Here is a 14188-nt window from a genome sequence, read left to right on the forward strand (position 1 = left end):
AAAACTATGGCAGAGTGACAGATCTGCTCTTAGCGCTGGAATCCGTAAAGGTGACAGATATGTCTATCGTCTTACCTGAAATGCCAGAGGAAAATTTGATAAAATTAACTACCGCCGAGCCAGTAATTCTGTAATCCAGGATGTCGATCGGAGAACCGGAAGATATCCCGGACATATCATCATAGACATCGATGCCGTCTATCCTGATTCCCCTTACAGTCTCCCCCAGATTTGGAGAAATGGAAAAGGTCATCTTATCTATATTGATTGCATTTAAGCATGTTTTGTCGATAACAACGTTCTGCAGCTCATTACCCGAAGAACCGCCAACGACAGCTCCGGAAATATCTATCTCTGCGCAATCCCCCGCGAGCAAATCGGTGGTGATCGAGTGCGTGCGCTGAACATCGGAGGCAACACCTACAGCTGTGATCTTTCGTTGAAGCGGAGCAATACCGGTTGTAAACTTTGCTTGGCCTAGGACCTTATTGTTGACTATTGGATAGCCTCCCTCTTTTATTTCCCTCAAAGCATATTCAAATGCCGCCTGAACGGCATAAAAAGCGTATTCGCGTTTTATGCTCTTCATCCTCGACTCCTGGTCCATTGAAACGAGCGCTACAAGCGCCGCCCCCAAGACACCGAGAATGATCAGCGTAAAAAGAGTGCCGATTATTGAAACGCCCTTGTCGTTCACAAACTTCATCGGAAAATATCTCCTACTCAAAATTGCTGTACATAAACGACCTCGGGAAAACGTTCGTCCTAAGATGTATGCTGCCGGCACCTGCCGGCGCCTCAACGGTAAAATCTATATTGATAAGGCGCACGAGATGCGCCCATATCGTTCTGGTACCATCAGACTTCAAATAATCGAAATCTAAATAAACAACGTTCCCAGCCAGGAAATCTTCGTCACGATATATGCACGGAACACTCAATCCTTTTTTGCTCGCCGTGTAGCTTTTAAAATTGGTTGAAACTCCATCGACGTCGCGAAAGCCAAATTTGTTATCCGCCATCCATGTTATTTCGTCTGAATCTATCATCAGAATCTCATCGACCATCCTCTCCATTGCGAGCCTTGCGGTCTGCGACGCATCATGCCTGTTGACTATCAGCGAGTACACGTCGAGACCCGAGGTGAGAACTTTAGCGGCAACGCCGGCAATCACCCCCACAACGACGACGGTGAGCACCGTCTCGATGAAGGTAAACGCCCTTTTGGAAAGCAGCCTTCTCATTCTTACCTCAGTAATTGGAGATTATGGTAGGAATCGATACCCTCTGATTTGCAGCCTGTCCCCATACAACTGTAACTGTAACCCTCTTATATCCTGAAGAGGGTTCCGGCGTAATCAAATCGGACGATGCAACTTCGGCTATGTTTGTGCTCCTCGTGTAAACGCTTAAATCACCTGTAAATGTTTCGTTCGGATAGGCGTTCGATGTGATGGATCCATACCCCGAGGTAACCTTAGCAAGTATTATTCTCTCTAATTTTTCACGCGCAAGATTCGACGCAATAACATTCAAGTCTATCTGTATCGCTCCACGGGTGGCGTTTTCAAAAAGGGCCATGATGCCCACCATGCCGACCGAGATAATGACCACGGTCAAAAGAAGCTCGATCAAGGTAAAACCCCTGCGGCATAACTTCATCTATCCTCCACACACATCCTGCAGCTGCAGCTGGTTCCATAGTCGAGTATATCGATGAGCACCGCCCCGGTATTTTCTATCACGTATATTCTGCGTCTGGCGCCGCTGTCGGCCAGCACTTCTATATTACCTCCGCCTCCCATAGTAGGCTTTCCAAGTTTATTGAACTCGACTTGAAAGTTATTCGCCAGTGCGATGCTCCCGAAGTCGCTGACATTTTCCACCATCAAATTCTTTTCGAATGGATCTATAGCAGGATTGGATGGAATCCCATCGTAGACGGTATACCCTCCCCCCTGCGTAAACTTAACACCATGAGGAGATCCTTTTGAAGTCGCCATCTGCTGAGCAAAGCGTATATCCGATTGAATTTTTCTGGAAAGTGAGTCAACCGAAACGTTGCCTATGTCACCGGTGTAGGAGATGAAGAGGGCCGCAATCACTACCAGCATCCCCATGACCAGAACCAGCTCTATCATTGTGAAACCGCTCGAACGCATCTTTCACCTCAAGAAAAAAAGGGAAGCCGAGCGCTAGAAACCTCGACCTCCCTTTTAAATCTCAAAACAGTGCACAGCGCAAGCGACTGACAACGCTCGCCCATCAACCAAAGCTCACTGGAACGTGCCGTCCGTAATGTTATACGTAAAGGTCGTAACAGCCGTACCATCGTTGAAGGAATAGGAAGTCGCAGATGCCTTGGTCCAACTCGTATCATTGACCCCGTTCGAAAGAATGGTATCAAAGCATGTCACGCACGCACCGTTTGCATTGCTATCCAACGTTGCTGGATATGAACCAGAACCGCCGTTTGTAACCATGTCATTAGCCCTGTAAAGAGCTATCCCTGAGCGGACCGCGCCGACAACACCCTGCATCGAAGCCTGTTCAGCCGAAGTAGAGAGATCGAGGAATCTCGGGAGGGCGGAAATTGCCAATATGCCCAATATCGTGATAACCAGAATCAACTCAATCAACGTAAACCCTTTGCGACTCATAAAATCCTCCCCCTTGTTTAAATGGCACTTATTATATTATTCAATGCTAACTTTCGAGATTATAGTCCCATCCGCAAAAATTGTCTAGCCGATATTGACCAATAATTACAAAAAGTTAGATCACCAGTATTCATAACCGGCAGATGCGCTCCTAACCCACCCTGTGACCTTATCATACTGATATGGCGTCTCAAATGGGTCTATGATCGCTCCGGCCTTATTCAGCGTCAGATTATGAAAAAAGCGCCTCGGGATATCCTCACCAGGGAACTTGTATTCGCTGGATATCATCTCGGCGAGATCCTCGGGGTTTCTGCCATTGACCGCCTTGAATAGGTTGATCGATGTCCGGAGGGCCTGCAACTGGTAGAACATCGCCTTTTGATTGCTCAGCTGGCGTTCGAAATATATCGTTATGCTCATAATCGCAACAGTCAGCAGCGCAACAACGATCAGCGCAATTCTTTCAGAATTTCTCTTCATATATATAACCTCCTAGATATGCTCAATTTTTACTATCACCAGCGAGTGTACCCCTCAGTTGTAGACCTGACCCATCCCGAAACTGGATCGTATTGATATGGGTTGCCAAATGGATCTCGCAGCATATCCGCATCATCATCATACAGATATTCCAGATAAGGCTTGGTTGAATTTTCAGTGGTATACTTACTTTTTTCGAGTTCAACCAGGTCGGGCGGAAGCTGTTTGTTTATAACCGCATAAAGCGATATTGCAGAGCGAAGCATCGAAAGCTCCTGTATCAGCAGCCTTCTCTTTTGAACTGTCGCCCTGCCGGCGTATATTCCGGCCCCAAGAACCAGACTCAACATCACTACGACCGAGATAAGTACGACCTCAAAAGTGGATCTTTTCTTTTTCATCTCTCCCCCTATCAGTGCATCCCACCGACCACGGAAGACATATTCCATATGGGAAGGAAAATTGCCAGCGCTAAAAGCGCGACAAACGCAAAAATGCCAACTAAAAGTATCGGCTCCAGAAGCGTCGTGAGATTTTTTATCGTATGATCGACTTCCAGATCAAAATGCTCGGCTACGGTGGAAAGCATCTCATCGAGGGCGCCCGCCCTTTCCGCGACGGCCGCAGTTTCAATCATGACCGGAGGAAAATAGGTCTGCCGCGACATAGCTTCGGATAAAGTCGTGCCTCTTTTGATATCGTCCCTCACCTTCAAAATTTCCAAACCGAAGGCCGCATTGTCTATAACGTTGGCGACGACCTCGAGACTGCGAGGCATCGCCAGTCCGCTGTGGTAAAGGGCCGCCAAAATATGCCCAAACCTGGAGTTGGCAACCTTCAGGTTGAGTGGACCAAACACTGGCATCTTTAGCCTCAGGGCATCCATCTTAAAACGTCCGACCTTGGTGGTATAGAACCTTCTGAAGGCGACAAAACCGGCCATGGCGGCACCGAGGACGAGATACCAATAATTTCTCATGAAGTTGCTGATTCCTATCAGAAGCTTTGTCGGAAGCGGAAGCTCGGCGTCGTACCTACCATAGAACTCGACAAATCTCGGAACGACCAGTGTCATCAGGGTGGCGACGGCAACGACAAGAAAGAATATTACTATTTTGGGATACAGGGTAGCACCCTTAACATTTTTCTTAATCTCATAATCCTTTGAAAGAAGGGCTGAGAGTTTGCTGAGAACTTCTTCCAGTATTCCAGCCTCCTCGCCTGCGGCCAGCATTGAAACGTAGAGTTCGTTGAATATCTGAGGATGTCTTCCGAATGCCTGTGCAAGAGTTGATCCGGAACCTATGTCTGAACGCACCCTTATCAGGGCGTTGCGAAGGGTTCTGGCGCGGATTTGTTTGATCATCGTATCCAAAATGGTATCAATGCTAACTCCCGCTTTGAAAAGCGTATAGAACTGGCGAGTGAAGATCATTATATCTTCCTGCCTGACCTTGTTAAAAAGATCCGTAAACATCTTCAGTGAAAAAAAAGTCTTGGAGACCTCCTTGACCGAGATGGGGACCATCCCTTCCCTAAAAAGTCCCTCCTTAAGCTCCACTGAAGAAACCGCCTCGATCTCGCCAGAGATCAGAACTCCATCTTTGTCGCGAGCCTTGTATATGAATGTCGGCATATCAGCTATCCTCTCCTGTGACTCTCAAAACCTCTTCAACGGTGGTGATTCCGTCGATGATTCGCTGGACCCCCTGTTGCCGCATATCCTTGATCCCTCTCGACGTAACGTAAGAATCAAGCTCCGCCTCATTGGCACCGCTCATGACGAGTTGCCTCAGCTGCATATCCATATCGACAACTTTGAATAGCCCTATCCTTCCCGAATAACCACTCATCCTGCAGAATTTGCATCCGCGCCCTCTGAATAATTTCGTACCATCGGGAATTGAAAGTGCAGACATCTTCACCGGATCGGGCTCAACCGGAGACTTGCACTTGGAACATATTTTTCTGACGAGCCTCTGAGACATAACCCCGACTAGAGCCGATGCTATCATAAATTTTTCAACGCCGAGATCCTCAAGCCTTGAAACGGCGCCCAAAGCGGTATTCGTATGGATGGTCGAAAAAACGAGATGCCCGGTGATTGCAGCTCGAACAGCCATATCGGCCGTCTCCTGATCCCTAACCTCGCCCAACATTATTATGTCCGGGTCCTGCCTCAAAATAGATTTCATCGCAGAACCGAATGTCATGCCGGCTTTCACATTTACCTGCGCCTGATTGACCCCCGGGATTTCATTTTCTATCGGATCTTCGATGGAGACTATATTTCTGTCCTGTGAATTAAGACGCTGAAGAGCCGCATAGAGAGTCGTGGTCTTTCCTGATCCGGTGGGGCCTGTCACGAGGAAGATTCCGTAAGGGCGGGATATTATATTTTCGAAGGTCTGTTTCTGCAGGTCGTCAAAACCCAGAGAGTCCACTCCCAGCGATTGTTCCTTCGTAAGCAGCCTGATCACAACTTTCTCACCGTACATCGTAGGATAAGTAGACACCCTCATGTCGAGGTTTTTGCCGCTCATCCTCGCTCTCACTCTTCCATCCTGTGGAATGCGCCTCTCGGCGATATCCATTCCACCTATGATCTTGATTCTGGTGATTATCGGAAGGTGAAGCTGTTTTTTAAGAATGAGCCTCTCCTCAAGAACGCCGTCAACTCTGTTCCTGATTTTAAGTGTTTTCTCCGCTGGCTCGATATGGATGTCGCTGGCCCCTTCCTTCGCCGCGGTCGCCAAAAGCCTGTTGACCTCGGCTATCACCTGAGAACCCGACGCCATTTCCTTGAGCTGCTCGGCCATGTCTTCAACGGACTCGGAACCGTATTGAATTATTTCAATTTCATCCTTCCCCTCGCCGGTTCCATCCATAGCCCGATAATTCTCAGCTATGAGTTGATCGATCTCATCCTGAGCTGCAAGCATCGGCTGAATGCGGCAGTTGAGCGCCGCCCTGACGTCATCGAGCGCAAAGACATCGAGGGGATCGGCCATAGCGATGGTTAGCGTATCCTCTATTTTGAACATCGGCATGAAATGATATTTCTTGGCAAGGCTCATCGGAACGAGCTTCACCGCATCGGAATCGATCGTATAGTCACCGAGGGCGACAAAGGGAATGTTGAGGCGTTTGCTCAAAAATTCAAATATCTGTTCGCGGTCGAGAAAACCCTTGCGAATAAGTATGTGACCGAGGTTTCCGCCAAGGTTTTTTGAGTCTCCTGAACGACGGCCAGCTGATCGGCGCTTATCAGGCCGGCCTCAACGAGCTCCTGCCCAAGGTTATCAAGAATTTTAAAGGTATTCTTTGACATGGAGCCCCCACGAAACGGGCGGCATATTACCAAACAGATATAGGCAAGGTCAACTTATTGAAGCCCTGCGCAGCGGACTATCCTTTTATTTAGGACTCTGATATACAGGTCGCTATGTCATACTTCAAAGAAAGAGCCCCTTCCGGAATGATCTTGTTCATGGCCCTCCTCGGGCTAATTGTGGCCGCAGGATTTACCAAGATCTCCGGCTACGACATATGGTGGCACCTCAAAACCGGCGAGATAATTTTCAGCACGAGGCAGATCCCCTTAAATGATATATTTTCCTACACGGCCATGGGAAATCCATGGGTAAACCATGAATGGCTCTTTCAGGTCATGGCGTGGCTGCTCTATTCTAAGATAGGACTTTCCTCCCTAACACTTCTGCAGTTCGGCATAGTAGCGGCGATGTCGATATTCCTGTACTCGACATTTCTCCGGACTACTGAATCGAAGATCGCAGCGATGTTCGGCACAGCACTGACAACGCTATCGGTGGCCGACAGGGTGATGATGCGCCCATTTCTTATAGGACTAATGCTAACCGCTTATTTCCTTTTCCGTCTTCATTCGTACGTAACAAAAGACAAGGGCTCTCTTTTTGAACTTCCATTCTTAACCATCCTCTGGGTCAATGTACACGCAGGAGGAATGATAGGACCATCCCTCATACTGGCCTTCGCCGCAGGGGAAAGCTTGCAGCGTCTGATCGCCATCAAGACGAAATGGGGAGCCCAATCACCCTCCTCTCCTGACATCATCCGCAAGTTGTGGCTAGTCGGGATCACCAGCACGGTCGCTGCGATCATCAACCCGTTCGGCACAGAGACATACACATTTTCGACATCCCACTTTCAAATGAAAGCGATACTCTCGTTCACTCAGGAATGGATTCCCGTACTCGATCCAAGGCTAGACGGCGTATTTTCTCAGATATTATTCCGAATACTGCTCCTGCTCACACCCTTATCATTCGTAGTCAACAGAAGAAGCGCCCGCCTTTCACACCTCGGAATATGGGTGATCGCATCTATGATGGTGCTCAAGGGAAGAAGGTTTACCGCTGACTACGCAATAATGATGACCCCCATAATATTCCTCAACTTTAGGACGCTAGCCGGCAAATTCAGGGTCACCGCCGGGGCTGAAAACCTGAGAAGATGGGGAAGCGTCCTGATAGTTTCGGTAATTTCACTCATAGCCGTTCGCGACGGCATCCCAGCGACAATACGCGGAGGAACAGCCGGAGAACTGGGTCTAGGGATCGTCAGCAACTTTCCTTCCGGAACAGCCGACTTTTTGGAACGCGAGGGGATACATGGCAGGATGTTCAACGAGATGGGCCTGGGAGGATATCTCATCTTCCGGCGATGGCCGAAAGAATTGGTATTCATAGATGGAAGGACTCCTGTCTACGGAGATGAGTTCTATCTCGAATACATGGACATCATCCAAAACCCCAGAAACCTAGAGGCTCTGCTCAAAAAATATGGTATCGACTATATGGTATTCAACGCCTATCAGGCTTGGAGCATGCGACACATGCACCGCTACATATCGACGAGGCCGGATTGGAAGCTGGTCTATGCGACAAGCCATGGGTTCGTATATCTGAAAGACAAGCCTGAATATCGTGAGAAAATAGAACGCCTCTGGATTCCGGAACATCCTCTGGTAGAAGAGATGAAACGCATAGGCGAGATCAAAGTAAAAAAAGATATGAAAGATATCGGCGATTCTGATATTGTACCCGAAAACAACAGGGGGAAATGACGATGACATTAACATTAAGAGACCTTCTTATCCACACCATAGAAAAAAAAGGCAGCGACCTCCACATAAACACCGGCCTCCCGCCTCAGGTGAGGATAGACGGAAAGCTGACACCGATCGGCGACTCTCCGCTATCTCCGGAACAGGCGAAGGAGCTTTGTTATGAATGCCTGAACCAGGAACAGGTCATGCATTTCGAAACCGAGAGATCGATAGATCTATCGTTTCAAATAGAGGGGCACTCCAGGTTCAGGGCGAACATATTCTGGGCGCTCGATACCGTCTGCGCAGCCTTCAGGCCGATACCGCTCCAAATTCCCACCCCAGATACCCTCGGCATTCCCGCCTCTGTGCTGAATCTGATAAACAAGCCGAGAGGGCTGGTGCTCGTAACCGGTCAGACTGGAAGCGGAAAATCCACGACACTGGCCTCTATGCTTGAACAGATAAATCAAAACAGCCATGAACATATAATAACCATAGAGGATCCGATCGAATACCTATTCACGCAGAAAAAGTCCCTTATCAATCAGAGGGAAATAGGACGCGATGCCCACGGCTTCAGCCAAGCCTTGCGATACATACTGAGGCAGGACCCCGATGTAGTTTTGATCGGCGAGATGCGCGATTTGGAAACCATTCAGAGCGCCATAACGGTCGCTGAAACCGGCCACTTGGTCTTTGCGACGCTGCACACCAATTCCGCCGTTCAATCGGTGGACAGGATCATCGATGTTTTCCCGCCGCACCACCAGAACCAGGTAAGAACTCAGCTTTCATTCATGCTCGAAGGCGTCGTCTCACAGCAGCTTCTACCCAAAATCGGCGGGGGGAGAACCTTGGCCATGGAAATTCTGTTGCCGAACTCAGGAATAAGAAATCTCATCAGAGAAGGGAAAACCCACCAGATCGCAGCACAGATGCAGATGGGACAACAGCACAGTGACATGGTGATGATGGATCAATCGCTGGCCAAACTTGTAAAAGCCGGAATTGTGGATCACGATGAGGCGCGCCGAGCGGCTATAAACGTTGAGGACTTCAACAGTTATATGCTCTGACCGGCTGCCCCCCTTGCAAAGCCTATTCTGCTTTACATTTAAGAGGGACTTTTGATATGTTCGCGCGGACTCAAGGACATAGTTTCTGCTATCCACAGGGGGAGTTGTATGTCAGGTCACAATAAATGGTCTACAATCAAACATAAAAAAGGGGCTGCCGATGCGAAAAGAGGCAAAATCTTCTCAAAGCTCATTAAAGAAATCTCTGTCGCCGCACGGGTCGGGGGCGGTGATCCAAATAGCAACCCAAGGCTTCGCACGGTACTCGACAAGGCGCGTACTGCCAATATGCCCAACGATAACATTACAAGGGCAATCAAACGAGGTACTGGTGAACTCGAAGGCGTCAGCTATGAGGAAGTCACCTTTGAAGGTTATGGCCCAGGCGGAGTCGCCGTACTTGTTGAAACGATGACCGACAACAGAAACAGGACGGTCGCGGAGCTCAGGCACATATTTTCGAAGCGGGGTGGAAATCTCGGCGAGGCTGGATGCGTGGGTTGGATGTTCAACAAACAGGGAGTGCTCACCTTTGATATGTCGGTAGGCGAGGAAGCTCTGATGGAGACTGCCCTTGAAGCCGGCGCCGAGGACATAAAAGATGATGAAAACACGCTTACCGTGATCACCTCCCCTTCAGTCTTCGACAAAGTCAAAGCGGCCTGCACCTCCAAAAACCTCGCATTTATAGAAGCGGAAATCAGCATGATTCCGCAGAACACTGTCAAACTGGAAGGCGGCGATGCGGAAAAGATGCTGAAGCTCATGGATGATCTCGAAGACCATGATGATGTCCAAAACGTGTACGCCAATTTCGATATAGATGCGGAGACGATGGAACAATTCGCATAACCAGAGAGAATGCCGATGCGCGTCCTAGGGATAGATCCGGGAAGCAGGACAACTGGATATGGCATAGTGGAAATATCTCAAGGCAAAGTTCATCATGTAGACAACGGCGGGATTTCGCCATCCCCCTCACTCCCCTTTGCAGAGAGGCTTAAGCAAATTTATCGGGGTCTGCAAAAACTGATAGAGGATCATAGACCCGATGCCGTCGCGATAGAAAACATCTTCGTCGCGAAAAATGTTAAAAGCTCGCTGATTCTGGGGCACGCCAGAGGGACAGCGATGCTGGCGGCTTCGATAGCCGGAGTCGAAGTCACAGAATATTCGCCCCGAGAGGTTAAACAGGCGGTCGTTGGAACCGGCAATGCAACCAAGGATCAAATTCAGCGGATGGTGAAAGTAATGTTATCACTCCCAGAAGTGGCATTCGAAGATGCCTCCGACGCCCTCGCTGTAGCCATATGCCACTGTAATGCGGAGAGCTATAACAGTAAACTCAAAAGCGCCCTAAAAAAGGGGACCGTTAAAAGATGATATCCATGCTAACAGGAATTCTCGTCCAAAAGAGTCCGAACCACTGCACGGTGGATGTCGGAGGGGTCGGCTACAATGTTCACACATCGCTTTCGACCTACAGCACCCTTCCCGAGATAAATGAAAAAGTATCGCTCGCAATACATACATATGTGAGAGAGGACCAGCTCCAGCTCTTTGGATTTTTTACCAGCGATGAAAAACTTATTTTCCAGAGGTTGATTTCAATATCGGGAATAGGCCCCAAGCTTGCTATGTCCATACTTTCCGGCCTTCCCCCTCACGCCCTTACCAGAGCTATAGAATCAGGCGACAGCGCCAGGCTATCATCCATACCCGGCATAGGTAAAAAAACTGCCGCGCGGATAGTTATCGAACTTAGAGATCGCATCGGCAAAGATCTGGCCAGCGTATCAAGCGCTGCCGGTGAACATCCCTCAAGCATAAAGGAGGATGCCATATCGGCATTGGTGAATCTCGGCTACAGGAGGCCTGAAGCGGAGCGCGTAATTTTCGCCATCGCCGACATCGACAAGATGCGCATCGAAGATGCCATAAGAAAGGCGCTCCAGGAGTTAAACCGCGTATGAAGGAAAGAGGAGAAAATATTTTAAGCGCGATCGATATCTTCGAAGAAGATAAAAAAACAGATCTCAGCCTTCGGCCGCATAATCTCACAGAATACATTGGACAGCAAAAACTCAAGGACCGCCTTTCGCTTTTCATAGAGGCCGCCAAGAAACGAGGAGAACATCTCGACCATGTCCTTTTCTCAGGCCCTCCCGGGCTTGGAAAGACGACGATGGCAAATATCATCGCAAATGAGCTCGGAGTCGATATCACCACGACTTCCGGACCCGTGATAGAGAGAACGGGAGATCTCGCCGCCATACTGACAAACCTGAAAGATCACGATGTTTTGTTCATTGATGAAATTCACCGCCTCAACAATGTCGTCGAAGAGGTGCTATACCCGGCTATGGAGGATTTCAAGTTGGACATCCTGGTCGGACAGGGTCCATCAGCAAAGACCATCAAGTTGGACTTGCCGAGATTCACACTCGTTGGGGCAACCACTCGCTCCGGGCTTCTAACCTCCCCGCTTCGGGATCGTTTTGGCGTAAGCGCCCACCTGGATTTCTATCCCCCGCAGGACCTACAGTACATAGTGGTACGATCGGCGAAGATACTGGGAGTCGAGATAGATCCCTACGGCGCTTTCGAAATAGCCAAGAGGTCCCGCGGCACACCCAGAATCGCAAACAGACTCCTGCGAAGAGTCCGCGACTTTGCCCAGATAAAAGCTCACGGCTACATCGATCTCTCCGTGGCATCGGACGCACTCCAGATGTTGGATGTCGACGAAAAGGGATTCGACGATATGGACAGAAGAATCCTGAAGACTATCATCGAAAAATTTTCAGGCGGACCGGTTGGGATAGACACAATATCTTCTGCGATCAACGAGGAGAAGGATACCATCGAGGATGTCTACGAGCCATATCTGATACAGTGTGGCTACCTCAACAGAACTCCGCGGGGGAGAACGGCGACTAAGCTTGCTTACGACCACTTAGGGCTGCCATTTGGAGACTCCAAACAAAAGCCTCTCTTCTAGCACCATGAAAGCGTTCCTCAGAAAAACAGCCGAAGGGTTTCTCTCGCTGGTAACTCCGACCAGGCTCGCCGTAATACTTATATCATCCTTTTTCTTCTGGTTTCTGGCATTTGGAGACCAGGGGCTCTATCAGCTGAAAGAGCTCATGGAAATGAAATCGAAGCTTTCGCTCGAGCAGAAGAAGATAAACGAAGAGATAGATCACATCGCCAAACAGAAAGAAATTCTCTCCGATCCAAAAAAACTCGAAATGGTGATAAGAAACGAGCTCGGATATATCAAACCGGGAGAAGTCGTATTCGAAGAAAAACCTGCTGAATCAAAAAAACAAACTGCCGAAGCGGAAAATGATGAGGTTATTAAATCGGCAGAGTGAACGTCCCTATCTTTATAAGAGGACGCGCAAGTCTTCCAGTTATCGAAAGAGGATATCTTCCATCTTCACCCTTCTGTTTTTCGACTATGAAGAGGAATGGGAGCGCCTTTTCCAGGGTCTCAGAAGCCTTAAAGGTTCCATTGAGATTAAAACGGTAATTTGCAATATCATTGGAAAGAAATATTTTCCCTGTGATGTCGAGCTCCAGATCCCCTCCGGACAGTTTAAAAGATAAAACGGTTACAGTTCCTTTGCCTATTTCGAGCTTTAACAGGGAGCCTCTGCCTTTTGAAATAACCAGGTCGGGAAGCGGCATCTCAAGTTCCCCGAGCTTCGCATTGGTGGCTGCAATTTTTATGTCATCCAAATGGAGTTCCAGCTTCCCCTCCGAACGGATTGGCCTCTGCCTGTCTATTTTCAAATCGACCCTGCCGTCTATCTGGCTGGATATGGGCATCTTCGTAGAAGCGCCGACAACATCGAAATTTTTAAGATCGACATCATCGAGCGACATGTTGAGCAAAATCTCGTCGGCGCTCTGTACTGCGCTTCCCGAAATCTCCCCGCGACCTATGTCGAGGTCAAAGGATATTTTGGGGCTTCCAAAAATCAGCGAGGTAAGAGAGGCCCGCCCCTTCGCCCTATTCACCTTTAAGAGCTCGGCGCCACCTTCGTCAAGAGACTTTACCTTCAAACCCCTCACATCTATTCCGGTAAACCAGTAGGGCGAAAAATCTTCTACGACTATTTCATATTTATTTGAAAGCTGCTGCTCTATCGCAGCGACTATCCTGTCCTTGAGTATCGAATAAGGCAGGCTCCAATACAAAAAAATCACAAAGCTCACAAAAAACAGCGAAATGTAAAGAGCATATTTAAACATTTTGTTCATCAGAGGTTCTCCGCAGCCCCCTCGAGCAGTCTGTATGTTGACACGGTGAAAGAGACATCGAGTTCCTGCTTGTTATCAAACCTGGTCTTAACTGAAAGCGATTTGAGATTCAGCGTAGTACTGGGATTGTTCTCTATGGCGTGCAAGTAATTGATAAGCTCATTGAGGGTGACCTTGCGTAGCCTCACGTCAACTGAGGCTTCATCAAAAACTTCGGAGGGCGCAGCAGCCCTCTCCTTCAAAGAATCTATGCGGTCTTTCAGGCCGTTTTGCTCGGCAAGAGTTTCCAAGGTCGTTGAAATCGAAGAATCGAATCCTCCGCCGATTGAGACCCTCATCTGCTTGAGCTTGGCGGCATTTTGATCGTAATTCTCAAGCGCGCGCATGACTTCACGCAGCTGAGTTCTGCCCTTGTCGGCCTCCCGCTCCAGGCTCGCTATCCTGCTGGAAGCGACTGTAACAGGAAGGACCAAGACGAGAATGACCACAACCGCGGCAGCGGCCATAGCGAAGGTCTGCTCGCGCGGATTCATCCCCAGATAGACGCTGTAGAGGCTGTCCAACCTAAATTTCTCTATGGTGAATCTCCCGAGTCGTAGCGCCACGGA

The 14188-nt window shown here is 48.8% G+C and carries 19 protein-coding genes; 7 read left to right on the plus strand and 12 right to left on the minus strand.

The features are described 5' to 3' along the window. Window positions 1-4 precede the first annotated feature (4 nt). From GX659_01085 to GX659_01130, 10 genes are all read right to left on the minus strand, one after another. Window positions 5-706 (minus strand): hypothetical protein, encoded by a 702-nt coding sequence (locus GX659_01085; protein ID NLD27384.1) that lies wholly within the window; start codon window positions 704-706, stop codon window positions 5-7. 13 nt (window positions 707-719) lie between these two features. Beyond that, the gene (locus GX659_01090; GenBank protein ID NLD27385.1) at window positions 720-1244 is read right to left on the minus strand and encodes a hypothetical protein; all 525 of its coding nucleotides are present in this window, start codon (window positions 1242-1244) and stop codon (window positions 720-722) included. A 7-nt stretch (window positions 1245-1251) separates the two neighbouring features. Further along, window positions 1252-1662: a prepilin-type N-terminal cleavage/methylation domain-containing protein gene (locus tag GX659_01095; GenBank protein NLD27386.1), complete on the minus strand. Its 411-nt coding sequence runs from the start codon at window positions 1660-1662 to the stop codon at window positions 1252-1254. Then, window positions 1659-2162 carry a hypothetical protein gene (locus GX659_01100; GenBank protein NLD27387.1) on the minus strand — a complete coding sequence of 168 codons (504 nt, stop codon included), beginning with the start codon at window positions 2160-2162 and terminating at the stop codon, window positions 1659-1661. The genes GX659_01095 and GX659_01100 overlap by 4 nt, the downstream gene beginning before the upstream one ends. A gap of 114 nt (window positions 2163-2276) precedes the next feature. Further along, window positions 2277-2660, minus strand: coding sequence for a type II secretion system protein (locus GX659_01105; GenBank protein NLD27388.1), 384 nt, complete (start codon window positions 2658-2660; stop codon window positions 2277-2279). A 120-nt stretch (window positions 2661-2780) separates the two neighbouring features. Beyond that, on the minus strand, window positions 2781-3143 hold the full coding sequence (locus tag GX659_01110; protein ID NLD27389.1) for a hypothetical protein: 363 nt from the start codon (window positions 3141-3143) through the stop codon (window positions 2781-2783). A 35-nt stretch (window positions 3144-3178) separates the two neighbouring features. Then, on the minus strand, window positions 3179-3544 hold the full coding sequence (locus GX659_01115) for a hypothetical protein (protein ID NLD27390.1): 366 nt from the start codon (window positions 3542-3544) through the stop codon (window positions 3179-3181). 11 nt (window positions 3545-3555) lie between these two features. Then, window positions 3556-4779: a type II secretion system F family protein gene (locus tag GX659_01120; GenBank protein ID NLD27391.1), complete on the minus strand. Its 1224-nt coding sequence runs from the start codon at window positions 4777-4779 to the stop codon at window positions 3556-3558. Window position 4780: 1 nt separating this feature from the next. Further along, window positions 4781-6298 carry a type II/IV secretion system protein gene (locus GX659_01125; GenBank protein ID NLD27392.1) on the minus strand — a complete coding sequence of 506 codons (1518 nt, stop codon included), beginning with the start codon at window positions 6296-6298 and terminating at the stop codon, window positions 4781-4783. After that, a complete protein-coding gene (locus tag GX659_01130) occupies window positions 6295-6474 on the minus strand; it encodes a hypothetical protein (protein ID NLD27393.1) in 180 nt (59 codons plus the stop codon). Before GX659_01130 ends, GX659_01125 begins: the two co-directional genes overlap by 4 nt. Before the next feature lie 114 nt (window positions 6475-6588). On the opposite strand from GX659_01130, the gene GX659_01135 reads away from it, so the two are divergent. The 7 genes from GX659_01135 (at window position 6589) to GX659_01165 (ending at window position 12688) form a co-directional block, all read left to right on the plus strand. Further along, window positions 6589-8250 carry a hypothetical protein gene (locus tag GX659_01135; protein ID NLD27394.1) on the plus strand — a complete coding sequence of 554 codons (1662 nt, stop codon included), beginning with the start codon at window positions 6589-6591 and terminating at the stop codon, window positions 8248-8250. A 2-nt stretch (window positions 8251-8252) separates the two neighbouring features. Beyond that, entirely contained in the window at window positions 8253-9311 is a 1059-nt protein-coding gene (locus GX659_01140; protein NLD27395.1) for a type IV pilus twitching motility protein PilT, read from the plus strand. Between the two features lie 108 nt (window positions 9312-9419). After that, a complete protein-coding gene (locus tag GX659_01145; GenBank protein NLD27396.1) occupies window positions 9420-10163 on the plus strand; it encodes a YebC/PmpR family DNA-binding transcriptional regulator in 744 nt (247 codons plus the stop codon). A gap of 15 nt (window positions 10164-10178) precedes the next feature. Further along, window positions 10179-10694, plus strand: coding sequence for a crossover junction endodeoxyribonuclease RuvC (gene ruvC / locus GX659_01150; GenBank protein ID NLD27397.1), 516 nt, complete (start codon window positions 10179-10181; stop codon window positions 10692-10694). Further along, entirely contained in the window at window positions 10691-11284 is a 594-nt protein-coding gene (ruvA, locus tag GX659_01155; GenBank protein NLD27398.1) for a Holliday junction branch migration protein RuvA, read from the plus strand. The genes ruvC and ruvA overlap by 4 nt, the downstream gene beginning before the upstream one ends. Further along, entirely contained in the window at window positions 11281-12312 is a 1032-nt protein-coding gene (gene ruvB, locus GX659_01160; protein NLD27399.1) for a Holliday junction branch migration DNA helicase RuvB, read from the plus strand. Before ruvA ends, ruvB begins: the two co-directional genes overlap by 4 nt. Window positions 12313-12316: 4 nt before the next feature. Continuing rightward, window positions 12317-12688 (plus strand): hypothetical protein, encoded by a 372-nt coding sequence (locus GX659_01165; GenBank protein NLD27400.1) that lies wholly within the window; start codon window positions 12317-12319, stop codon window positions 12686-12688. Here the strand turns inward: GX659_01165 and gspN are convergent. Both gspN and GX659_01175 read right to left on the minus strand, forming a co-directional pair. Beyond that, the gene (gene gspN / locus GX659_01170) at window positions 12672-13580 is read right to left on the minus strand and encodes a type II secretion system protein GspN (protein ID NLD27401.1); all 909 of its coding nucleotides are present in this window, start codon (window positions 13578-13580) and stop codon (window positions 12672-12674) included. The genes GX659_01165 and gspN overlap by 17 nt on opposite strands. Further along, window positions 13580-14185, minus strand: a complete 606-nt coding sequence (locus tag GX659_01175) for a hypothetical protein (protein NLD27402.1) — start codon at window positions 14183-14185, stop codon at window positions 13580-13582. Before GX659_01175 ends, gspN begins: the two co-directional genes overlap by 1 nt. Window positions 14186-14188 lie beyond the last annotated feature (3 nt).

The organism is Myxococcales bacterium, from assembly GCA_012513515.1.
GTDB lineage: Bacteria > UBA10199 > UBA10199 > 2-02-FULL-44-16 > JAAZCA01 > JAAZCA01.